Genomic DNA, 22,446 nt, shown 5'->3' with positions numbered 1-22,446 from the left:
GGGTTCACCCGCGAATGCGTCGGTGACGTCACCATCGCATTCGCGGGTGAACCCGCTCCTACGGGGCCCTTGGTGCTTTTGACAGGGCGGAGTGATGGCCGGTCGCCCCATACCTCTTGCCAAAATCTTGGAATACCATAATATGATATCCCGTAGACCTTGAATCTACAGGCCGGCACCTACAATTAAAAACGGCCACCAGAACACTTTGTTTTAGCTGCTCCCCGAACACTGTTGGCGGGCGCACCAAAAGCCCCGCCTCGAATAACAAAAGCAACGAGGGCGTAACCATGCTGTTAAGCAAACGTGTAACCGCAGTGCTGTCTGCCAGCCTGCTGACCCTGGCATGTCAGGCCGCCCAGGCCGCCGACAGCCTCAACTTCGTCAGCTGGGGCGGTACGACCCAGGACGCCCAGAAAGAAGCGTGGGCCGTACCGTTCACCAAAGCCACGAACATCAAGGTCGTGCAGGACGGTCCTACCGACTACGGCAAGCTCAAGGCCATGGTCGAGAGTGGCAACGTGCAGTGGGACGTGGTCGACGTCGAAGCCGACTTTGCCCTGCGTGCCGCCAGCGAAGGCCTGCTCGAACCCCTCGACTTCAACCAGATCAAGCGCGACAAGATCGACCCACGCTTCGTCTCCGACCATGGCGTCGGTTCATTCTTCTTCTCCTTCGTGCTCGGCTACAACGAAGGCAAGCTCGGGGCCAACAAGCCGGTGGACTGGACCGCGCTGTTCGACACCAAGGCCTACCCCGGCAAGCGAGCCCTGTACAAATGGCCCAGCCCCGGCGTGCTGGAACTGGCCCTGCTGGCCGACGGCGTAGCCCCCGACAAGCTGTACCCGCTGGACCTGGACCGCGCCTTCAAGAAGCTCGACACCATCAAGCAAGACATCGTCTGGTGGGGCGGTGGCGCCCAGTCGCAGCAGTTGCTGGCCTCGGGTGAAGCCTCGCTCGGCCAGTTCTGGAATGGCCGTGTCTACGCCCTGCAGCAAGACGGTGCACCGGTGGGCGTGAGCTGGAAGCAGAACCTGGTCATGGCCGACTTCCTGGTCATCCCCAAAGGCGCCAAGAACAAGGAAGCGGCCATGAAATTCCTGGCCAACGCCAGCAGCGCCGAGGGCCAGGCCGAATTCGCCAACAAGACCGCCTACGCGCCGGTCAACGTCGACAGCGTGGCCAAACTGGACAAAGACCTCGCGCCAAACCTGCCAACTGCCTACGCTCAGGACCAGGTCACCCTCGACTTCGCCTACTGGGCCAAGAACGGTCAAGCCATCGCGGCCCGCTGGAATGAGTGGTTGGTCAAATGAAAGTCGCCATCAACGCCCTGCACAATGCGCAAGGCACCCCCACGGGTGCCGGCGCCCCGGGCACCGCCCCGCGCCGCGCAAGCCTGAGCCAGCGCTGGAAAGGCAGCCGCAACCTGCTGCCCGCCTTGCTGTTCCTTGGCGTGTTCTTCTTCGCCCCGCTGGTCGGCCTGCTGCTGCGTGGGGTGCTGGAACCCACCCCGGGGCTGGGTAACTACGAGCAGCTGTTTGCCAACTCGGCCTACGCGCGTGTGCTGTTCAACACCTTTTCCGTGGCCGGCGTGGTGACCCTGATCAGCGTGCTGCTGGGCTTCCCGCTGGCCTGGGCGATCACCCTGGTGCCCAAGGGCTGGGGCCGTTGGCTGTTGAACATCGTGCTGCTGTCGATGTGGACCAGCCTGCTGGCGCGCACCTACTCGTGGCTGGTGCTGCTGCAGAGCTCGGGCGTGATCAACAAGGCGTTGATGGCCATGGGCATCATCGATGCCCCGCTGGAAATGGTGCACAACCTCACCGGCGTGGTAATCGGCATGAGCTACATCATGATCCCGTTCATCGTGCTGCCACTGCAGGCGACCATGCACGCCATCGACCCGATGGTGCTGCAGGCAGGTTCGATCTGTGGCGCCAGCCCGTGGACCAACTTCTGGAAGGTGTTCCTGCCGCTGTGCCGCTCGGGGCTGTTCTCCGGGGCACTGATGGTGTTCGTGATGTCGCTCGGTTACTACGTCACCCCGGCGCTGCTGGGGGGCGCGCAGAACATGATGCTGCCTGAATTCATCATCCAGCAGGTGCAGTCGTTCCTCAACTGGGGGCTGGCCAGCGCCGCTGCCGCACTGCTGGTGGCGATCACCCTGGTGCTCTTCTACCTGTACCTGAAGCTGCAGCCGGAATCCCCGGTTGGCAACGCGAGGTAAACCGCCATGCTCCTGTCTCCCAATGCCATGGGCCGCCCGCTGCGTACGGGCCTGTACCTGACCACCGGGGTCATCGCGGCCTTCCTGCTGCTGCCGGTGGTGTTCATCGTGTTGCTGTCATTCGGCTCGTCACAGTGGCTGGTGTTCCCGCCACCGGGCTGGACCTTCAAGTGGTACGGCCAGTTCTTCTCCAACCCGGAGTGGATGGACGCCGCACTGGCCAGCCTGAAGGTGGCCGTGCTGACCACCGTCGCCGCCGTGCTGCTGGGCCTGCCCAGCGCATTCGCCCTGGTACGTGGCCGCTTCCCGGGCCGCGAGCTGCTGTACGGGCTGTTTACCATGCCGATGATCGTGCCGCTGGTGATCATTGCCGTGGCGGTATACGCACTGTTCCTCAAGCTAGGCTACACCGGCACGCTGTTCGCCTTCGTGGTCAGCCACGTGATCGTCGCCCTGCCGTTCACCATCATCTCGATCATCAACTCGCTGAAACTGTTCGACCAGTCGATCGAAGATGCCGCGGTGATCTGCGGCGCCTCGCGCCTGCAGGCGATTTTCAAGGTCACGTTCCCGGCCATCCGCCCCGGCATGATCGCCGGTGGCCTGTTCGCTTTCCTGGTGTCGTGGGATGAAGTGGTGCTGAGCGTAATGATGGCCAGCCCCGACCTGCAGACCCTGCCAGTGAAGATGTGGACCACCTTGCGCCAGGACCTGAGCCCGGTCATCGCCGTGGCTTCGACCTTGCTGATCGGCCTGTCGCTGCTGGTCATGTTCATTGCCGCCGCCTTGCGCCGGCGCACCGAAACCAACGCCTGAGCGCGCGGAGATAATAACAATGAGTGCAGTGATCAAAGACAACGCGCACGGCAAGGCCCTGGTCAGCCTGCGCGGCCTGAACAAGCACTACGGCGACTTCACCGCCGTGGACAACCTCGACCTGGAGATCCAGGACGGCGAGTTCCTTACCTTCCTCGGTTCCAGCGGGTCGGGCAAGTCCACCACCCTGTCGATGCTGGCCGGCTTCGAAACACCGAGCAGCGGCGAGATACTGGTCGACGGCCAGTCGCTGGTCAACGTGCCGCCGCACAAGCGTGACATCGGCATGGTGTTCCAGCGGTACTCGCTGTTCCCGCACCTGAATGTGCGTGACAACATCGCCTTCCCACTGGCCATTCGCAAACTCGGCGCTGCCGAAACCGCCAAGCGCGTCGACGCCATGCTCAAGCTGGTGCAACTGGAACAGTTCGCGCACCGCAAACCCTCGCAAATGTCGGGCGGCCAGCAGCAGCGCGTGGCGATCGCCCGGGCGCTGGTGTACGAGCCGCGTATCCTGCTGATGGACGAGCCGCTCGGCGCGCTGGACAAGAAGCTGCGTGAAGACCTGCAGGACGAACTGCGCCAGTTGCATCGCCGCCTGGGCATCACCATCGTCTATGTCACCCACGACCAGGAAGAAGCCATGCGCCTGTCCCAGCGCATCGCCATTTTCAGCCACGGCAAGATCGTCGGCCTGGGCACCGGTTACGACCTGTACCAGAACCCACCGAATGCCTTTGTCGCATCGTTCCTGGGCAACTCCAACTTCCTGCGGATCAAGGCCAGCAGCAACGGCGCGGGCAGCTTCGAGGGCCAGCCAGTGGCCATTCGCTTGACCCCGGGGCTGGCCGCCTCGCAGGATGCACTGATCATGGTGCGCCCGGAAAAGGCCGTGGCCCTGAGCGCCGAACAGGCCATGCGTGAACCGCTGCCGGCGGGTTGGAACGAGGTCACTGCCAAGGTTGGCGAAGTGCTGTTCCTGGGTGAAAGCCAGACCTGCCATGTGGTGACTGCAGGGGGTACCGAGCTGACCGTGAAGGCACTGTCGGCGGCGGGCATGCCGATGCAGCCGGGCGACAGCGTGAAGGTGCGTTGGGCAGTGGCAGACGCTTGCATTTATACCGAATGGGCCGAGAGCGACCTGAGCAAGTCGGCCGGGGCGCATTAACGCTCTTGTGCGTTGCAGCGCCTGCCAGATCGAGCACCGCCCGCGCGGCACACGATCTGGCAGGCGCTGCACTATTGGAGGCGTACGCCCCGTCACATTATCATCACGCCACTGTCGTAATCTGCCGGCCAACTCTATGCCACAGGTCACCCGGCATGCTCCGCCTGCTTGTCTTGCTGCTCACCCTGCTACCACTCGCGACCCTGGCTGAGCCCCTGCACCTGCGCGTGCAAGGCTCCAACACCATCGGCGCGGCCTTGCTGCCGGCGCTGGTACAGGGGCAATTGCGCGCACAGCAGGCCACCGCCATCGAACAACAGCCGGGCAAGGTCGCCAATGAATGGGTGATTACCGCCCGCGACGGGCACGGCCAGCCCTTGCGCATCGACATTGCCGCCCACGGCTCGAGCACCGGCTTTGTCGCGCTGGGCCGTGGCGAAGCGGACCTGGCCGCTGCTTCGCGGCCGATCAACGACAGTGAAGTCCGCCAGTTGCAGGCGCTGGGCGACCTACGCGCAGCTGGCGCCGAACACGTGATCGGCCTCGACGGCGTCGCAGTCTTCGTCCACCCCGACAACCCAATACCCCAACTGAACACCCGGCAACTGGCGCAAATTTTCTCCGGGCAGATCCAGCGCTGGGAACAACTGGGCGTACCTGGCGGGGCCATTCACCTGTATGCCCGAGACGACCGTTCCGGCACTTTCGAGACCTTCAAGGCACTGGTGCTGGAACCTCAGCACGCCGAAATTTCGGCCAAGGCCAGGCGCTTCGAGTCCAGCGACAAACTGGCGGAACGCGTGGGTACCGACCGCCAGGCCATCGGTTTCAGTAGCCTGGCCGCCGTACACGGGGCCAAGGTGCTGGCGGTGGCCGAGGGCGACGCGCCGGCCATGCTGCCGGAGCGCGCACGGGTGGCCAGCGAGGACTACCCGCTCTCACGGCGCCTGTACTTTTACCTGCCGGCCAACCCCAAGCCCCAGGCCAAGGCCCTGGTCGATTTTGCCCAGAGCCCGGCCGGCCAGGCGATCATCGCCCAGCAGGGTTTCGTTTCGCAGCAGATCAAGGCCCTGTCTGTCGCCCCCCAAAGCGACATGCCACCGCCCTATCGTACCCTGGCCCGGCAGGCGCAGCGGCTGAGTGTGAACTTCCGCTTTCAGGAAGGAAGCGCCAGCCTGGATAACAAGGCCCTGCGCGACGTACAGCGGGTGACAGAGTACCTGCGCCAGGCCGGGAAGCTGCAGGGCAAGGCAGTGCTGGTGGGGTTCGGCGACCCCAAGGAAACCCCAGGGCGCGCAGCCCTGCTCTCCCGCCTACGTGCGCAAGCGGTGCGCCGCGAACTGGCGCGCGGTGGCGTGGAGGTGTTGCAGGTGACAGGGATGGGCGATGAACTGCCAGTGGCCGGGAATGAACTGGAGCAAGGCCGACTGCGCAACCGGCGGGTCGAGGTGTGGGTGTATTGACCCGGCCTTGCCCCCCTGAAGCAGCCTTGTGCTGCAACGAGGCCCGAATGACAGAAACATTCCGGTGTCAGCAAGGACCTCGTAGCAGCGCAAGGCTGCGTCTACAGGCTGTACAGCAGGCTCCGCGTCATCAGCGGGTGACGGTGCGCATGGTCACGAACTCTTCAGCCGCCGTCGGGTGCACGCCGATGGTTTCGTCGAACTGCTGCTTGGTGGCACCGGCTTTAAGCGCAATGCCCAGGCCCTGAATGATTTCGCCAGCGTCAGGCCCGACCATGTGGCAGCCCAGCACCTTGTCGGTCTCGGCATCGACCACCAACTTCATCAGGGTCTTTTCCTGAATGTCGGTCAGGGTCAGCTTCATGGCCCGGAAGCGGCTTTCGAATACCTGCACCTTGTGCCCGGCCTCCAGCGCCTGCTCTTCGGTCAAGCCTACGGTACCGATGGGTGGCTGGCTGAACACCGCAGTGGGGATGTTCTGGTAATCCACCGGGCGGTACTGCTCGGGTTTGAACAGGCGCCGCGCCACGGCCATGCCTTCAGCCAAGGCCACTGGGGTCAACTGCACACGGCCGATCACATCGCCAATGGCGAGAATCGAGGGCGCGGTGGTCTGGTACTGCTCATCGACCCGGATGTAACCGCGCTCATCCAGCTCGACGCCGGTGTTCTCCAGGCCCAGATTGTCCAGCATCGGGCGCCGGCCGGTGGCATAGAACACACAGTCGGCTACCAGCTCGCGGCCGTCCTTGAGCGTGGCTTTCAGGCGACCATCTTCAAGCTTGTCGATGCGCTGGATGTCGGCGTTGAACTGCAGGTCGAGGCCGCGTTTTTCCAGTTCTTCCTTCAGGTGGGTGCGCACCGAGCCATCGAAGCCGCGCAGGAACAGGTCGCCACGGTACAGCAGTGTGGTGTCGGCCCCCAGGCCCTGGAAGATGCCGGCGAATTCGACGGCAATATAACCCCCACCCACCACCAGCACGCGGCGCGGCAAGTCCTTGAGGTAGAAAGCTTCGTTGGATGTGATGGCCAGTTCCTTGCCAGGGATGTCCGGAACCTGCGGCCAGCCACCGGTAGCGATGAGGATATGCTCGGCGGTGTAGCGCTGACCGTCCACTTCCACTTCGTTGGCACCCGTCAGACGCGCGTGGCCCTGCAACAGGGTCACCCCGCTGTTGACCAGCAGGTTACGGTAGATGCCGTTAAGGCGCTCGATTTCCCGATTCTTGTTGGCAATCAGGGTACCCCAGTCGAAATGCCCCTCTTCCAACGTCCAGCCGAAACCTGCGGCCTGCTCCAGCTCATCGGCAACGTGCGCGCCGTATACCAGCAGTTTTTTCGGTACACAACCGACGTTGACGCAGGTCCCCCCCAGGTAGCGGCTTTCAGCCACTGCCACTTTTGCGCCAAAACCGGCAGCAAAACGCGCTGCGCGCACACCACCGGACCCGGCGCCAATCACGAACAGATCAAAATCGAAGGCCATGTATTCACTCTCCCAGGCAGGCGTCCAGCATACCGCCGTTGGCCGCCGCAATCGAGTAGGAGGCGGGCTCACACCCGCCGTCCTCTCACACCACCGTGCGTACGGTTCCGTACACGGCGGTTCAAGCTATGCGGCTAAGCCGGTTGATCGTATCCAGTATCGAGACCAGTCCGAGTCGATCCCATAGCTTCTTCGGCAGCGCCTGATTCATATGTGGCGCCCCCGAGTTCCACCACGGGCCTCGGCCGTTACAGACCGATTTACAGGCACGCTCTTCGCTTAAGCCCAGACGCATCAGGTTGCGCGCCCTCGTAGAGGGCTGCTTCCATTGGCGCCAGATGGCACAGCGGAGTTTGTGCCTGATCCAGCCATCCAGTTCCTCAAGTGGCCGTTTGCTCTGGCTAAGCTTGAAGTAACCCGCCCAGCCTTGCAGGACAGGGTTTATCCGCTCGATGGTATTTGCCATCTTGCGACCCCGTGCACCGCGTAGCAGCTCTGCGAGCCGGTCGCGCAGGCGACCCAGGCTCGTCGTTGCCACCCGCAGCCTTGGCTGCTGATGCCAGCTCATCCCATAGCCCAAGTAGTCACACTTCCAGGCTCTCGCGACTCGACTCTTCTTCTGATTCACCGTCAGTTTCAAACGTTGATTCAGGAAGCGTTCGACACTGGCCAGTACCCGTTCGCCAGCCCGAGGGCTGCGTACATAAATGTTCGCGTCATCGGCATAGCGCACAAAGCGATGACCCCGCCGTTCCAATTCGCGGTCGAGCTCATCCAGAAGGATATTCGACAGCAACGGCGAAAGCGGGCCGCCTTGCGGCGTCCCCTCCTGCCGTGGGCTGACGACACCGCCCGACATGATCCCGGCTTCAAGGTAGCGGCGGATAAGCCTGAGTACGCACTTGTCTTTGATCCGACGTTCGATGCAGGCCATGAGGATGTCGTGATTGACCCGATCGAAAAACTTCTCCAGATCGAGTTCCACGCACCAGCGGTGTCCCGCTGTCACATGAGCACGAGCCATCTCGATGGCTTGATGCGTACTTCTGCCCGGACGAAAACCATAGCTGTAGTCCGAGAACAGTGGGTCGAAGATAGGTGTGAGCTGCTGCTGCAGTGCTTGCTGGATCAGGCGATCCACGACGGTGGGGATTCCCAGTTGCCGTGTGCCGCCCTGCGGCTTGGGAATTTCAACCGCTCGCACTGCTTGGGGATGGTATTCACCGGCCAGCAACCTGGCCTTGAGGGTTGGCCAATACTGTTTCACGTAGCCCGCCAAGTCAGCGACCGTCATGCCATCGGCACCCGGAGCCCCCTTGTTGCTAACCACGCGTTGATACGCACGCCTGAGGTTGGCCGGTGCAAGCACCCGCTCCATCAGCGTGTCCGGCTCCGCGTTCGTCCACGTCGCTGACGCCGCCGGCACCTTTGCACTGTCAGGCATCACCCTCGGCTTCTGGCCGGGGTTCGGAGTGACAGATTCCGTTGTAGGAAATTTCTGCATTACGGCTACCAATGAGACAGTGACGCCTACTAGCGGCATAACCTGTTCGGCCCTTGGTGGCGCGGTTATCCGCCACTTACTACGGCTTCGGCTGACTTCTGCACGTTCATCCCGTCGCCTCTCGACGCTCGGTAGCACATCGGCAAACGTGCAGATCTCCCAGGGTAATTCGCGCGACCTTCCTGCTTATGCCTGTCGGATTTACGTCACAGCGCCCCGTGCAAGTATTGGGCTTTGACGATTTGGGCCACCTCACCCCGCTGTGCCGCCTCTATCCGCTTCCTGTTCGTCAGGCCAGCATTTTGCCTCGGGCTTCCTTCAGATTCGCGGTCACCCGCGACACCCTTGCCTCCGGCTAACACTTCCCCTTGCCGGGTGTGTAGAGGACTTTCACCTCCAAGTCACCCGCTTGGCCACCACAACCAAGCGGGTTGCGCTTACGCGCAACGCGCCATGCCTGGCGCACACAAAAAAGCCATCCCGAAGGATGGCTTTGAGGCCAGCAGGGCTTATCAGTAAGCCTTGCCAGTCTTGTAGTAGTTCTCGAAGCAGAAGTTGGTCGCGTCGATGTAGCCTTCGGCGCCACCGCAGTCGAAACGCTTGCCCTTGAACTTATAGGCAATCACGCAGCCATCCTTCGCCTGCTGCAGGAGGGCATCGGTGATCTGGATTTCACCGCCTTTGCCTGGCTTGGTGTTGGCGATGATGTCGAAGATATCCGGGGTCAGGATGTAACGGCCGATGATCGCCAGGTTCGAAGGCGCGTCTTCCGGGGCCGGTTTTTCGACCATGTTGGTCACACGGAAGATGTCGTCGCGGATCATCTCACCGGCGATCACACCATACTTGTTGGTTTCCTGCGGGTCGACTTCCTGGATGGCGACGATCGAGCAGCGGTACTGTTTGTACAGCTTGACCATCTGAGTCAGTACGCCGTCACCTTCCGGGTTGACGCACAGGTCGTCCGCCAGCACCACCGCGAACGGCTCGTCGCCGATCAGTGGGCGGCCAGTGAGAATGGCGTGGCCGAGGCCCTTCATTTCGGTCTGGCGCGTGTACGAGAACGAGCACTCGTCGAGCAGACGACGAATACCGACCAGGTATTTTTCCTTGTCGGTGCCTTTGATCTGGTTTTCCAGCTCGTAGCTGATGTCGAAGTGGTCTTCCAGGGCGCGCTTGCCGCGCCCGGTAACGATGGAGATCTCGTTCAGACCCGCATCCAATGCTTCTTCAACGCCATACTGGATCAGTGGCTTGTTGACCACCGGCAGCATTTCCTTGGGCATGGCTTTGGTAGCAGGCAAGAAGCGCGTGCCGTAGCCGGCTGCCGGGAACAAGCATTTTTTGATCATATACGTCCTTACAAAAGGCTAGGCCTGTGGAATTCGGCGCAGTCTAATCAGGCGGCAGTCACCTTACAATGCCCCCGATAACGACCGTTGCCATCATAGAGATATCCCAGTGTAGATAGTTCCGGGGGATCGTAAATATTGCTGTCATACATGACCGTTGGATGACAGGGAAATCAGCGTGCCGGTGGCGGCCTCTCCGACGGGCTCACGCGCCAAGAGGCCGCCACCGGCTTACCTCAGCTACCCGTCCCTTGTCCGATCAGCACCCCATCAACCTGCTGACCATACAGGTTAACCCCATCATTGGCATGAAACTTCACCCGCGTCTTCTCGATGGATCCCTCTACCAACCGCGGGTCCTGTGGCCGCTCGTGGCGGTTGATCCACGCCGCCACATCCCAGGCCTGCTGATCGCTGAGGCAGCCCGGCTTGCCCAGCGGCATGTTGTACTTGATGAACGACGCCGCGGTATTGATGCGGTGCATGCCGGCCCCCCAGTTGTAGGAGTCCTTGCCCCAAAGCGGCGGCATTACGTACTCGCCTGCGACCTTTTGCCCTTCACCGTTATCGCCATGGCAAATCGCGCATTGTTCACGGTAAACCTGCTGGCCGCGCTTGAAGTCATAACCGCCTTTGGGTTGTGCCACCTCCGGATAACCACGTCCGGCAATCTCCATACCGGTCGGCGCCTTGGTCGACAGCCAGTATGAATACACCGCCAATGCCGTCATCTGCGGGCTGTCAGCGGCCGGCGGCTTGCCGTTCATGCTGAACTGAAAACACCCTTGGATACGCTCGGCGAAGGTGTTGACCTTGTCATTCTTCTTGCGATAGGCCGGGTACATCGGGTAGGCCCCCCACAGCGGCGCCGAGTGCGCCAACCGCCCCTGATCGAGGTGGCAGTTACTGCAGTTCATGCCGTTGCCCACCGCCTCGGGCATCAGTCGGCGGGTGTCGACGAACAAGGCGTGGCCTTCACGCACCATTTTGCCAAAGGCATTATCGGGCAACTCACGCTCAGCAGGCGGCACGAACTGCGGTGCTGCCTGCACACCGGGAACCTTCAACTGCGACTGGTCTTCCATGGCGATCGGCGTGGCCTGGGCGCTGCCCACGGCCAGCAGCAACAAGGCGGGAATCAGGGTTTTCATGGCGTGACCTCCTGGCTGGCGGGGCGGGCGAAGAACTCGGCAACGGCCTTGATCTCCTCATCGGTCATGGCCTTGGCCACGCCGACCATCAGCTGGTTGGGGTCATTGCTGCGGCTACCGTCGCGCCAGGCATTGAGCTGTGCCACCAGGTAACTGGCGGGCTGGCCGGCCAAGGGCGGGAAGTGTTCGCCCACCCCGCCGCCACCCGGCCCGTGGCATTGCACGCAACCAGGAATCTGCCGGCTCCAGTCGCCGTACAGGGCCATGCGGGTAGTCGGGTCATCGGCAATCTGCTGGCGGTGCAGGTCGCCAGCGGGCGCTGCCGGCAGGCTGGCCAGGTAGGTACTGACGGCCTTGATTTCGTCGTCGCTCAGGGCCTTGGCCAAAGGTTCCATCACTGGCTGCTTGCGGCTGCCGTTGCGCCAGTCCTGCAACTGCTTGGCAAGATAACCGGCCGGTAGCCCAGCCAAACGTGGAAAGCCGGCAGCCGCAATGCCATTGCCGTCCGGGCCATGGCAACCCAGGCAGGCCATGGCGGCGGGGTTGGCCCCACCCTGGGTGAAGACCTTCTGTCCCTCAGCGGCATGTGCCGTGGGCCAGATCAGGATCAGCAAGCTGCCGATCATCACGCGTCTCAACGGTGTCATCACGAATCTCCTTTTCTTTTGTTATATGTTTAGGCTTAAAACATATAAGCAGAGAAAGGAGGACCCGTTGCTTCAGATCAACTTCCGGAGATGCACTGTGTTGCGGCAGTGCGCACATCGCCAAGGCGCAGCGGGAAGTTATTCAGCCGCTCGTGCAGTTTGATGCTGCTGCCGCTGCCGCGCTTGTCGATATCCACCAGCGCCGCCGGGCCGGCACCTGAGGTGATTTTCTGCGGTACGATCAGCCGTAGGCCGTCGCCACGCTGCTCTTCGGTCAGCGGGTCACGCGTATCGGCAAGCTTCTCCTTTACGCAGTCGGCATAGGCGCGTGGGCTCTTGCCAGAGATCACATCCATCGTTTCACGCGATTGCTCCAGCTCCGCGACGCTCACGCAGCCACCGAGCGTCACCGACAACGCCGCCACCATCCACTTCATTTGCTGCACCTCTGCCTTCAAGAATTCGCTTCGACCACATCCAGGCGGTTTTGCTCCCTGCTTTGGCAGAATTATCTACGCCCGGCGATCAACGCGGCAGTGTAACGGCACATCGTGGTATCTTTTGCTTTTGCAGATCCAAACCTTGCGGAGCATCACATGAAATTCGTACACCAGCGCGAGCACCTCAACGAGGACGATATTGTCGTCATCGAGTGCTCCCAGCGCTGCAATATCCGCCTGATGAACGACGCCAACTTCCGCAGCTTCAAGAACGGCGGCCGTCATACCTACCACGGCGGCCATTTCGAGAAGTTTCCGGCGAAGATCACCGTACCCAGCACCGGCTTCTGGAACATCACCATCGATACCGTCACCACTCGCCCGATCTCGGTCACCCGCAAGCCAACGCTGACCCACAAGATCAAGATCATCCGTCGCTCGTCGTCGAAACTCAGATAAGGCCACCATGACCCAGACCATCAAGTACGTCATCAAATACAAGCTCGACGGCCAGCGTCGCTGGGATTTCGCGCTGATGCCCGATGCCTCGCAAGAGCAAGCCCTCGAGGCCCTGCGCAAGATCCACGGCGAAGACGCCGAGAAAATCAGCGACATCCAGGTCAGCAAGGCCCTGTAAGACTCGCCGCAAGCCCCCGCCGCAGCGCTCGCCCCACGCAAGGAGAATCGCATGAGCCATTGGCCCGACCGCCGTATCCTCGACCTGCTGGGCATCGAGCTGCCCATTCTGCAGGCACCCATGGCGGGGGCGACCGGCTCGGCCATGGCCATTGCCGTGGGCCAGGCAGGTGGCTTGGGCGCCCTGCCCTGCGCCATGCTCAGCGGCGAACAAGTGCGCGCCGAGATCGCTGCATTCCGCGCCGGCTGCCCGGGGCGCCCGCTGAACCTGAACTTCTTCTGCCACCAGCCGCCAGCGCCCGATGCCGAGCGCGATGCGCGCTGGAAGCAGGCACTTGAGCCTTATTACAGCGAAGTGGGCGCCGATTTCACGGCGCCCACGCCGGTGTCAAACCGTGCGCCTTTCGACGAGCAGAGCTGCCTGCTGGTCGAAGCGTTGCGCCCGGAGGTGGTGAGCTTCCACTTCGGCCTGCCGCAGGCCGAACTGTTGCAGCGGGTAAAGGCCAGCGGTGCCAAGGTATTGTCCAGCGCCACGACTGTGGAAGAAGCGGTCTGGCTGGAGCGACATGGCTGCGATGCGATCATCGCCATGGGTTACGAAGCCGGTGGCCATCGCGGCATGTTCCTCAGCGAGGACATCACCAGCCAGATAGGCACCTTCGCGCTCGTACCGCAGGTGGCCGATGCCGTCGGCGTGCCGGTGATTGCTGCCGGTGGTATCGGCGACCACCGCGGGCTGGTGGCGGCACTGGCCCTGGGTGCCTCGGCAGTGCAGATCGGCACGGCTTACCTGTTCTGCCCCGAGGCCAAGGTGTCGCCAGCGCATCGCCGGGCGCTGGACAGCGCGCCTGCCAGCGACACCGCCCTGACCAACCTGTTCACCGGCCGCCCGGCGCGCGGCATCAACAATCGCCTCATGCGCGAGCTGGGGCCGATGAGCGAGCTTGCACCGCGCTTCCCGCTGGCGGGCGGGGCATTGATGCCTTTACGGGCAATCACCGATCCGCAGGGTAATAGTGATTTCAGCAATCTGTGGTCGGGGCAGGCGTTACGGCTGGGCCGGCACATGCCGGCGGGTGAACTGACCCGGGAGATTGCCGGTAAGGCATTGGCAGTGATCGGTCACCAGGCATTCTGACAGGCAGGCATGGCCTCTTCACGGCCAATGGTTTATCGCTATATAGTTAAGGCTATAACGATAACCTCAAGGAGCTGTCTTCATGCGTATCCGCTCGCCCCAGTTGGCCGTCACTGCCCTGGCCAGCCTGTTCGCCTTCAACACTGCCTGGGCCGACGAAGTCCAGGTCGCGGTCGCAGCCAACTTCACAGCCCCTATCCAGGCCATCGCCAAGGACTTCGAAAAAGACACCGGCCACAAACTGATCGCGGCCTACGGCGCCACCGGGCAGTTCTACGCGCAGATCAAGAACGGTGCACCGTTCGAAGTGTTCCTCGCCGCTGACGACACCACCCCCAAGAAGCTGGAAGCAGAAAAGGAAACCGTACCTGGCTCACGCTTTACCTACGCCATCGGCACCCTGGCCCTGTGGTCTGCGAAGGAAGGCTACGTAGATGCCAAGGGTGAAGTGCTGAAAAAGAACGAATACAAACACCTGTCCATCGCCAACCCGAAAGCGGCACCTTACGGCCTGGCCGCCACCCAGGTACTGGACAGGCTGAAGCTAACCGAAGCCACCAAAGGCAAGATCGTCGAAGGCCAGAGCATCACCCAGGCCTTCCAGTTCGTCTCCACCGGCAACGCCGAGCTGGGCTTTGTCGCCCTGTCGCAGATCTACAAGGACGGCAAGGTAACCCATGGCTCGGCATGGATCGTGCCGTCCAACCTGCACGAGCCGATCCGCCAGGACGCCGTCATCCTCAACAAAGGCAAGGACAATGCGGCCGCCAAGGCACTGGTCGAATACCTCAAAGGCCCGAAAGCCGCAGCGGTGATCAAATCTTATGGTTATGAACGCTGATGCCACTCGATGCCAGTGACCTGGGCGCCATCTGGCTGACCGTAAAACTGGCCAGCCTGACCACCCTGATCCTGCTGATCATCGGCACACCGGTCGCCTGGTGGCTCGCGCGCACGCGCTCTTGGCTGCGCGGGCCGGTGGGTGCGGTGGTGGCACTGCCGCTGGTACTGCCACCGACGGTGATCGGCTTTTACCTGTTGATCGCCCTTGGCCCGCACGGCTGGCTTGGTCAGGCCACCCAGGCGCTAGGCCTGGGCAGTGTGGTGTTCAGCTTCACAGGCCTGGTGATTGGCTCGACGGTGTACTCCATGCCGTTCGTGGTGCAACCCCTGCAGAATGCCTTTGGCGCGATCGGCCAGCGCCCCCTGGAAGTCGCCGCTACCCTGCGCGCCAGCCCATGGGACACTTTCGTTCATGTGGTGCTGCCGCTGGCACGCCCTGGCTTCGTCACTGCCAGCATCCTCGGCTTTGCCCACACGGTGGGCGAGTTTGGCGTCGTACTGATGATCGGCGGCAACATCCCCGACAAGACTCGCGTGGTTTCGGTGCAGATTTTCGATCACGTCGAAGCCATGGAGTATTCGCAAGCCCACTGGCTGGCCGGGGCCATGCTGGTGTTCTCTTTCCTGGTGCTGCTCCTGCTGTACGCTGGACGCCGCGGCAAAGCTGGCTGGAGCTGAAATGACCGCATCGATTGTGGCGCACCTGAAACTGGCACGCGACGACTTTACCCTGGACGTCAACCTGCACCTGCCCGGGCGCGGCATCAGCGCGCTGTTCGGCCACTCTGGCTCCGGCAAGACCAGCTGCCTGCGCTGCCTGGCCGGGCTGGAACGGGCCGCCAGCGCCTATATCGAAGTCAACGGCGAAGTCTGGGAAGACAGCACCCGTGGCTACTTCCAGGCACCGCACCTGCGCCCGGTGGGCTACGTGTTCCAGGAAGCCAGCCTGTTCCCGCACCTGTCGGTGCGCGGCAACCTGACGTTCGGCTGGCGCCGGGTAGCGCCCGCTGAACGCAAGGTCAGCCTCGACCAGGCGTGCCAACTGCTGGGTATCGGCCACTTGCTGGACCGCCGCCCGGCAACCCTGTCGGGTGGCGAGGCGCAGCGGGTGGGTATTGCCCGCGCCCTGCTCAGCAGCCCGCGGCTGTTGTTGATGGACGAGCCGCTGGCAGCCCTCGACGGCCCGCGCAAGCGCGAGATACTGCCCTTCCTGGAGCGCCTGCACGACGAACTGGACATCCCTCTGATATATGTCAGCCACGCCCAGGATGAAGTCGCGCGGCTGGCCGACCACCTGGTGTTGCTGGAACAAGGCCGGGCGATCGCCAGCGGCCCGATCGGCGAAACCCTGGCTCGCCTTGACCTGTCGCTGGCCCAGGGCGACGACGCCGGCGTCGTGTTCGAAGGTAGGGTGGTTGGGCACGACCCGCATTACGGCCTGCTGGACCTGCGCCTGCCCGGCAGCAGCGGGCCGCTGCTGCGCATCACCCACGCGGCGCAGGTGATGGGCAGCACCCTGCGCGTCAAGGTGCAGGCCCGGGATGTCAGCCTGGCACTGGCGGCGGACAGCGCATCGAGCATCCTCAACCGCCTGCCGGTGCGTGTGCGCGAGAGCTGCCCGGCAGCCAACCCGGCGCATGTGCTGGTCAGCCTGGATGCTGGCGGCAATGCCCTGCTTGCACGCATCACCCGCTTCTCGGCAGACCAGCTCGGTTTGCACACGGGGCAGATACTGTTCGCCCAGATCAAGTCGGTGGCCCTTTTGGGTTGAGCATCCTTAGCGCGCGTATTGTCCATTGATCAGTGACCTGATCGAGGCCCGCCGCCCATGCTTGACTGCCCCCTGCCGCGCACCCTGCACTACGTTGACGACAGTCAGCCGGGCCTGACCCGTCGGCGCTGGCGCGACCGTTTCATCTACCTGGATGCCGATGGCCAACGGGTACGCGACAGCGAAACCCTTGCGCGCATCGCCGCATTGGTGATCCCCCCGGCCTACACGGATGTGTGGATCTGCGCCGATCCGCAAGGCCACCTGCAAGCCACCGGCCGCGATGCCCGTGGCCGCAAGCAGTACCGCTACCACGCACAGTGGCGCGAACTGCGCGACCAGCACAAATACGGGCGCATGCTTGCGTTCGCCCAAGCCCTGCCAAAGCTGCGCACACAGCTGGAAGCCCACTTGGCGCGGCCAGGGCTGGACCGGGAAAAAGTCATGGCGCTGGTGGTGAGCCTGCTGGACCACACCCTGATCCGCATCGGCAACCAGCGCTACCTGCGCGATAACCGGTCGTACGGATTGACCACCCTGCGCAATCGCCATGTGCAGGTCAAAGGCAGCACTATCCGCTTCCAGTTCCGCGGCAAGCGCGGCGTCGAACACAACGTCACCCTCAACGACCGGCGCTTGGCCAACCTGCTCAAACGCTGCATGGAACTGCCTGGGCAGGCACTGTTTCAGTACCTGGATGAAGATGGCCAGCGCCATAGTGTCGGCTCCAGCGAGGTCAATCAGTTTCTGCAGCAGTTGACCGGTGCCGACTTTACTGCCAAGGACTATCGCACCTGGGCCGGCAGCAGCCTGGCATTGAACCTGCTAAAGCCCTTGGCCTGGGAGCCGGAGAGTGAAGCCAAACGTCAGGTCGCCGCAATAGTCCGCCAGGTAGCCACGCGCCTGGGCAATACGCCGGCAGTGTGCCGGCGCTGCTACATCCACCCGGCAGTTCTGGAGCACTATGCCTTGGGGCGCCTGGCCAATTTGCCGAAAAACCGTGTGCGCAAAGGCCTGGACCCGGAGGAAGTGGCCTTGCTGTTGTTTCTTCAGGCACTCGAGGAACAGGAGGACCATTGAGCTTGTCTATTCAGCCCATGATGCGAAGAAATTTCCCATTAGCCGCCAACCCCCCTATTCTTGCCAGCGAGCACCTTGGCCGACAAACCGTTGACGGTTTGATTTGGCACCTGCAACTGAAGACACGCAACAGAATTTGTCTGTCGGGGAATTACTATCCGCCGAAAGCGTCTTTAATGAGAAGGAAGAGGGACAAGCTCCCGCCGCCGCGGCAACTAGCCCAGCGGACTTATACATCACCAAGGAGAACTACATGCTGATACTCACCCGTAAGGTTGGCGAAAGCATCGTCATCAACGATGACATCAAAGTCACCATTCTGGGCGTCAAAGGGATGCAGGTGAGGATCGGTATCGATGCACCGAAAGATGTTCAGGTCCATCGAGAAGAGATCTTCAAACGCATCCAGGCCGGCAGCCCGGCTCCGGAGAAACACGAAGACTCACACTGAGCGTCACCCGAGGGGCATGGATGCGCTCGACCGCCAGCCTCAGGTGCCTATTAACTGATGCACCGTGGCGATCATCTCATCCATGTCGAACGGTTTGTCGAATATTGCGGCAAACAGGGCCGGGCATCCTTGGCTGGCCTGTGCGCCGCTCATGAGGATGACCGGCAACTCGCTTAACGCCGGGTCCTCGCGGATGGCACGCGCCAACTCCTCACCGTTGAGTAGCGGCATCATGTAGTCGGTAATCACCAGCTGCACGCGTTTTTCCTTCAACGCCTCCAGTGCCTTGCAGCCATTGCTCGCCTTTTCCACCAGGAAACCTTCGTCTTCCAGGGCAAAACCGAGGATATCGGCGATCAGGTACTCGTCATCGACAATCAGGATGGTGTTCATCGGCTCGTCCGTCACCCGCTCTCCTGCGGCGTCGGCGTTCCCGAAAGCACACCGCAGGCACCTTCGAACGCCTTGCGCAAGGTAATGCCTTGCGGCCCGATCAGCAGCTCGTGCAAGGCCGGGTCATGGTGACTGTCACGCACCTTGAGGACCGACAGCATGCGCCGTAGTTGCGAGTCCAGTTCGACAAAGCGCATCAGCATAAGGTTGTCGACGATACTCGACAGGTCCGGCGCGGGGGCGCTGATTTCCGCGCCGAAGATGTCGCGCATCTCCCAGGTCAGCATCACGCTGACATCGCGCGCGCGCAACTCACCCGCCAGCGCGCGGAAAAACGCATTTAGCCGCGTCGGGTCAATAGCCAGGCGGCTGAATGCGCCAAGGCTGTCGATCACCACGCGCTTGCTGCCCTGCGCCGCTACACGCTCCAGTAATCGCGCGCCAACCTGGTCCAGCAAGCCCTCGGTGGTCGGCTGCCAGCACAGCTGCAAGCTACCGCCCTGCTCCATCGCGGCAAAATCGTAACCGAGCGAAGCGGCCTTGCTGCGCAGGCGTTCGGGTGTTTCGTAAAAGCCGAAATGCAACCCCGGCGCCTGCGGGGTGCTGGCACCCAGAAAGGCCAGGCCCAATGATGTCTTGCCAATCCCCGAAGGCCCCATCAACAGGCTGACTGACCCGGTGGCCAAGCCACCGCCAAGCATTTCATCGAAAGTTGGTACGCCGCTGCTGATACGCGCCAAGGTGCCACTGCCCAATTGGCTGGGGTGGCTGAACAACGCTTCCAGGCGAGGATAGACCTGCATGCCGGACTCATCGATAAGGCATTCGTGACGCCCCGACAACGCACCACTGCCGCGGGTCTTGCGCAATTGGACATGGCGCACGGCGCGGCTGCCGACCAGTTGCTCACCCAGTTCGATCACACCATCGACCATGGTGTGTTCCGGGCTGCCCTCGTCGAGCCGGGCACTGGTCAGCAACAGTACGGTGCACCCGGCGAAGGCCGCATGCCCCTGCAGCTCAGAGACGAACTTCTTGGTGTCCAGTGCGGTTTCCGCACGTACCCGGGCATTGAGCACACCGTCGACGATCAGCAGGCTGGCCTGTTGCCGGGCAATTTCCTGGCGCAGCAACCGCACCACCGCATCCAGCCCGTCCTGCTCAAGGGTATCAAAGGCGCTGACGAACTGGATTTTGTCACCGACCAGCGCCGGGTCGAAGAAGTCCAGCGTGGACAGGTACTGGAACAAGCGTTCGTGCGACTCGCTCAGCAAAGTGGCCACCAGCACGCGACCACCGCCACGCACGTGGCCGCAGGCCAGCTGATTGGCGAGGATGGTCTTACCGGCCCCCGGCGGCCCCTGGATAATGTAGGAGGCGCCAGCTATCAGGCCACCCTTGAGCAACGCGTCGAGCCCGTCGATCCCCGTTACCAGCCGCTTCAGTGCCTGTGCCATGTTGTCTACCTGTCGAGTGGGCTATCCGTCTGGTCCTGATACATTGGCAAGTACAGTCGCATGCAAGTTCCCCGGCCAGGCTTGCTGTCGACACAAATGGCACCGCCACTTTGCCGGGCGAAACCATAGACCTGGCTGAGCCCCAGGCCTGTACCCTTGCCGAAAGGCTTGGTGGTGAAAAACGGCTCGAAGATACGCGGCAGTATCTCTGTGGGTATGCCTTCGCCGCTGTCTTCCACCTCGAAGCGCACGAAGCTGCCCTTCAGCCCTTCAACTTCGCCGAACAGCTCGACCACATCGACAGTCAGACTGATGCGGCCATGCCCGTCGATGGCATCACGGGCATTGAACAACAGGTTGAGCAACACCATCTGCAGTTGCCCGGCATCCACCTCGATCAACGGCAGGTCCGGTTGCAGCAACACCTTCAAGTCAATCGAGCCTGGCAATGCATGTTCAAGCAGGCCACGCGTAGCGTTAACCAGGTCTGCCGGGGCAACGCTGGCCACATCGAGCTTGCGGTGACGGGCAAAGCTGAGCAGTTGCTGGGTCAGTTCGGTGCCACGCTGACTGGCATCGAGGATGTGTTGCAACATGCGCTGGGTGCGTGCCGGGTCCTGGGTGGCCAGCGCCAGGCGCGCCGAGCTGATGATGATGGTCAACATGTTGTTGAAGTCGTGCGCCAGACCACCGGTCAACTGGCCGAGGGCTTCAAGCTTCTGCGCCTGGAACAGCTGGGCGCGCACTGCGTCGAGCTGCAGCGCCGACTCGCGACGGTCAGTGATATCGCGAGTCACCTTGGCCAGGCCAATGATCTGGCCATTTTCATCACGGATCACATCCAGTGCCGCCAAGGCCCAGAACTGCGTGCCGTCCTTGCGCACCCGCCAGCCTTCGTCCTGCGCCACACCCTGCTCCAGCGCCTGGCACAGCAGGCGCTCAGGGCGGCCATCCGCACAGTCCTGCGGCGTGAAAAACAACGAAAAGTGCTTACCGATCACTTCATCTCTACGGTAACCCTTGATCCGTTGCGCGCCTGCGTTCCACGACACCACATGGCCAGAAGGGTCGAGCATGTAGATGGCATAATCCACCACCGACTGAACCAGCTGTTCGTAACGATGGGCGGGCATGACGGAAGCGTCGAGGCAGTCAGCTGAAACCATGCAAACTCCACTGGCACAGCAGGAGGGAGGAAATGAGCGTAGCCCGGAGTGTCTGCCAGTAGACAGCTGAACGACTACAGGCAGTCAGCGTTCCGGCTCGGCCAGTGTCGGGCTGATGCATCGCGGCATGGCCACTTTCAGCAACCACAGGCTGAGCAGCATGATCATACCACCGCCGGCCAGGGCCAACATACGCTGCTGCTGTGAGTGCTCCGCATCGAAGCCCAGCAACAACAGATAACCGCCCAGGCTGATCAGGCTGATGTAAAGAAATGCAGCCAGCACGAGCACCTGCGCGAACAACAGCCGCCAGAATAACCGTGGACGCACCACACCTTCGCCAACTCGGCCCTGAGTCATCACGCTACACTCTTGGATCCAATGATGGGCAACAGTGGCGTAACGACAGCACGGTGTCAATTGCCGGTTCGATCACCCTTCTATCTGTTGATCATAGGCGCTGCAGTTGACTCAACTATAACAATGGGTTATAAAGCGCGCTTGATTGCGAAGCCCTTCTGCTTAGAAGCGAGCTGGTCGTTGCGACCCCTTCAAGCGTGCGAGTGTGGTGGAATTGGTATACACAGCAGACTTAAAATCTGCTGAGTGTCAACACCATTTTTCGCCAGATCCAGCCCCTCCAAAATCCCCTGCAAGCCCCGCCGTTCAAGGCCTCCAGCTTTTCAGTTCCCATCCTATCGCCTCATCATTTTTGCCCGTTTTTTAGCGCTTGGTAGCGATTTGGTAGCTGCACCCTAAAAATCCCCCAGCTTTCCTAAGCTTTCGTCAGCTCCCAGCAGCTCATCGCCCCTCTTGGCAGAAAAATCTCATCTTTTTGAAAAATATTTTTTGACCGCTTGTCGGCTACCAAGCGCCTCCCAAACCCCACCTGCCAGGCACAAAAAAACCCAGATCAGTGCTGGGCTTCTTGGTGGACTGGGCGTCATGCCGGAGGCCTGGGGCGAGCGTCGTGCTCTAGCGTTTGCCTGGCGACTTAGGCTGGGCAGTACATCGTTTGCGAAAACTTCATGACGTCAGCGGTACGGTAAAAAATTCGGCGAGAAACATGCTTAAACGGAGGGATTTCCTCAACGTGCTTATTTGTATAACGCCAAAAACGCAGAGTGTCCGCTGACACGCCAAGCACCGCAGCGGCTTCGTCCGCGCTCAGGAATTCCTGTCTAGCAATCTTTTTGACTTCCATCTCGACTCCATTTCGTGAAATTGACAAACCACCGGGCGCTCTCATGCCCC

At 61.9% G+C, this 22,446-nt stretch carries 24 protein-coding genes; 13 read left to right on the top strand and 11 right to left on the bottom strand.

Annotated elements, in window-relative coordinates; translation table 11 throughout:
- The first annotated feature begins 290 nt into the window (after positions 1 to 290).
- The 5 genes from PRJ_RS10990 to PRJ_RS10970 all read left to right on the top strand — a co-directional run bounded on the left by PRJ_RS10990 (position 291) and on the right by PRJ_RS10970 (position 5,677).
- Entirely contained in the window at positions 291 to 1,316 is a 1,026-nt protein-coding gene (locus tag PRJ_RS10990; protein WP_020190567.1) for a polyamine ABC transporter substrate-binding protein, read from the top strand.
- Positions 1,313 to 2,230 (top strand): ABC transporter permease, encoded by a 918-nt coding sequence (locus PRJ_RS10985; protein ID WP_014590488.1) that lies wholly within the window; start codon positions 1,313 to 1,315, stop codon positions 2,228 to 2,230. Before PRJ_RS10990 ends, PRJ_RS10985 begins: the two co-directional genes overlap by 4 nt.
- A gap of 6 nt (positions 2,231 to 2,236) precedes the next feature.
- Positions 2,237 to 3,046 carry an ABC transporter permease gene (locus tag PRJ_RS10980; protein WP_016499074.1) on the top strand — a complete coding sequence of 270 codons (810 nt, stop codon included), beginning with the start codon at positions 2,237 to 2,239 and terminating at the stop codon, positions 3,044 to 3,046.
- Between the two features lie 19 nt (positions 3,047 to 3,065).
- Positions 3,066 to 4,214 carry an ABC transporter ATP-binding protein gene (locus PRJ_RS10975; protein ID WP_104961382.1) on the top strand — a complete coding sequence of 383 codons (1,149 nt, stop codon included), beginning with the start codon at positions 3,066 to 3,068 and terminating at the stop codon, positions 4,212 to 4,214.
- Positions 4,215 to 4,369: 155 nt separating this feature from the next.
- Positions 4,370 to 5,677, top strand: a complete 1,308-nt coding sequence (locus PRJ_RS10970) for a substrate-binding domain-containing protein (RefSeq protein WP_104961381.1) — start codon at positions 4,370 to 4,372, stop codon at positions 5,675 to 5,677.
- 130 nt (positions 5,678 to 5,807) lie between these two features.
- Here PRJ_RS10970 and gorA read toward each other — a convergent pair whose 3' ends face one another.
- The 6 genes from gorA to PRJ_RS10935 all read right to left on the bottom strand — a co-directional run bounded on the left by gorA (position 5,808) and on the right by PRJ_RS10935 (position 12,254).
- Complete coding sequence (gorA, locus tag PRJ_RS10965) at positions 5,808 to 7,163, bottom strand: glutathione-disulfide reductase (RefSeq protein ID WP_104961380.1); 1,356 nt, start codon at positions 7,161 to 7,163, stop codon at positions 5,808 to 5,810.
- 121 nt (positions 7,164 to 7,284) lie between these two features.
- Positions 7,285 to 8,706 carry a group II intron reverse transcriptase/maturase gene (ltrA, locus tag PRJ_RS10960; protein WP_104961379.1) on the bottom strand — a complete coding sequence of 474 codons (1,422 nt, stop codon included), beginning with the start codon at positions 8,704 to 8,706 and terminating at the stop codon, positions 7,285 to 7,287.
- A 473-nt stretch (positions 8,707 to 9,179) separates the two neighbouring features.
- The gene (gene galU / locus PRJ_RS10950; protein WP_014590484.1) at positions 9,180 to 10,019 is read right to left on the bottom strand and encodes a UTP--glucose-1-phosphate uridylyltransferase GalU; all 840 of its coding nucleotides are present in this window, start codon (positions 10,017 to 10,019) and stop codon (positions 9,180 to 9,182) included.
- 236 nt (positions 10,020 to 10,255) lie between these two features.
- Complete coding sequence (locus PRJ_RS10945) at positions 10,256 to 11,170, bottom strand: c-type cytochrome (RefSeq protein ID WP_104961377.1); 915 nt, start codon at positions 11,168 to 11,170, stop codon at positions 10,256 to 10,258.
- Entirely contained in the window at positions 11,167 to 11,817 is a 651-nt protein-coding gene (locus tag PRJ_RS10940) for a cytochrome c (RefSeq protein ID WP_004576587.1), read from the bottom strand. Before PRJ_RS10940 ends, PRJ_RS10945 begins: the two co-directional genes overlap by 4 nt.
- A 77-nt stretch (positions 11,818 to 11,894) precedes the next feature.
- Positions 11,895 to 12,254, bottom strand: a complete 360-nt coding sequence (locus PRJ_RS10935; RefSeq protein ID WP_019438771.1) for a hypothetical protein — start codon at positions 12,252 to 12,254, stop codon at positions 11,895 to 11,897.
- Between the two features lie 159 nt (positions 12,255 to 12,413).
- On the opposite strand from PRJ_RS10935, the gene PRJ_RS10930 reads away from it, so the two are divergent.
- From PRJ_RS10930 to csrA, 8 genes are all read left to right on the top strand, one after another.
- Entirely contained in the window at positions 12,414 to 12,716 is a 303-nt protein-coding gene (locus PRJ_RS10930) for a DUF1883 domain-containing protein (RefSeq protein WP_003250918.1), read from the top strand.
- A 7-nt stretch (positions 12,717 to 12,723) separates the two neighbouring features.
- The gene (locus PRJ_RS30055) at positions 12,724 to 12,894 is read left to right on the top strand and encodes a hypothetical protein (RefSeq protein WP_012051910.1); all 171 of its coding nucleotides are present in this window, start codon (positions 12,724 to 12,726) and stop codon (positions 12,892 to 12,894) included.
- A gap of 51 nt (positions 12,895 to 12,945) precedes the next feature.
- The gene (locus PRJ_RS10925; protein ID WP_104961376.1) at positions 12,946 to 14,031 is read left to right on the top strand and encodes a nitronate monooxygenase family protein; all 1,086 of its coding nucleotides are present in this window, start codon (positions 12,946 to 12,948) and stop codon (positions 14,029 to 14,031) included.
- 82 nt (positions 14,032 to 14,113) lie between these two features.
- Positions 14,114 to 14,872: a molybdate ABC transporter substrate-binding protein gene (gene modA, locus PRJ_RS10920; RefSeq protein ID WP_104961375.1), complete on the top strand. Its 759-nt coding sequence runs from the start codon at positions 14,114 to 14,116 to the stop codon at positions 14,870 to 14,872.
- Entirely contained in the window at positions 14,872 to 15,552 is a 681-nt protein-coding gene (gene modB / locus PRJ_RS10915; protein WP_010954656.1) for a molybdate ABC transporter permease subunit, read from the top strand. Before modA ends, modB begins: the two co-directional genes overlap by 1 nt.
- Before the next feature lies 1 nt (position 15,553).
- Positions 15,554 to 16,645 carry a molybdenum ABC transporter ATP-binding protein gene (modC, locus tag PRJ_RS10910; protein ID WP_064492599.1) on the top strand — a complete coding sequence of 364 codons (1,092 nt, stop codon included), beginning with the start codon at positions 15,554 to 15,556 and terminating at the stop codon, positions 16,643 to 16,645.
- A 57-nt stretch (positions 16,646 to 16,702) separates the two neighbouring features.
- Positions 16,703 to 17,725 (top strand): DNA topoisomerase IB, encoded by a 1,023-nt coding sequence (locus tag PRJ_RS10905; protein ID WP_010954658.1) that lies wholly within the window; start codon positions 16,703 to 16,705, stop codon positions 17,723 to 17,725.
- 253 nt (positions 17,726 to 17,978) lie between these two features.
- On the top strand, positions 17,979 to 18,176 hold the full coding sequence (gene csrA, locus PRJ_RS10900) for a carbon storage regulator CsrA (protein WP_012051904.1): 198 nt from the start codon (positions 17,979 to 17,981) through the stop codon (positions 18,174 to 18,176).
- 39 nt (positions 18,177 to 18,215) lie between these two features.
- Here csrA and PRJ_RS10895 read toward each other — a convergent pair whose 3' ends face one another.
- From PRJ_RS10895 to PRJ_RS10875, 5 genes are all read right to left on the bottom strand, one after another.
- On the bottom strand, positions 18,216 to 18,569 hold the full coding sequence (locus PRJ_RS10895) for a response regulator (protein WP_010954660.1): 354 nt from the start codon (positions 18,567 to 18,569) through the stop codon (positions 18,216 to 18,218).
- An 11-nt stretch (positions 18,570 to 18,580) separates the two neighbouring features.
- Entirely contained in the window at positions 18,581 to 20,026 is a 1,446-nt protein-coding gene (locus PRJ_RS10890; RefSeq protein WP_104961374.1) for an ATPase domain-containing protein, read from the bottom strand.
- 5 nt (positions 20,027 to 20,031) lie between these two features.
- Positions 20,032 to 21,192: a nitrogen regulation protein NR(II) gene (locus PRJ_RS10885; RefSeq protein ID WP_104961373.1), complete on the bottom strand. Its 1,161-nt coding sequence runs from the start codon at positions 21,190 to 21,192 to the stop codon at positions 20,032 to 20,034.
- An 84-nt stretch (positions 21,193 to 21,276) separates the two neighbouring features.
- The gene (locus PRJ_RS10880; protein ID WP_020191344.1) at positions 21,277 to 21,552 is read right to left on the bottom strand and encodes a hypothetical protein; all 276 of its coding nucleotides are present in this window, start codon (positions 21,550 to 21,552) and stop codon (positions 21,277 to 21,279) included.
- A gap of 634 nt (positions 21,553 to 22,186) precedes the next feature.
- The gene (locus tag PRJ_RS10875) at positions 22,187 to 22,396 is read right to left on the bottom strand and encodes a helix-turn-helix domain-containing protein (protein WP_104961372.1); all 210 of its coding nucleotides are present in this window, start codon (positions 22,394 to 22,396) and stop codon (positions 22,187 to 22,189) included.
- Positions 22,397 to 22,446 lie beyond the last annotated feature (50 nt).

Source organism: Pseudomonas sp. XWY-1, assembly GCF_002953115.1.
Taxonomy (GTDB): domain Bacteria; phylum Pseudomonadota; class Gammaproteobacteria; order Pseudomonadales; family Pseudomonadaceae; genus Aquipseudomonas; species Aquipseudomonas alloputida.
The sequence above is the reverse complement of the archived record's forward strand: the minus strand, read 5'-3'. Positions and strand labels throughout refer to the sequence as shown.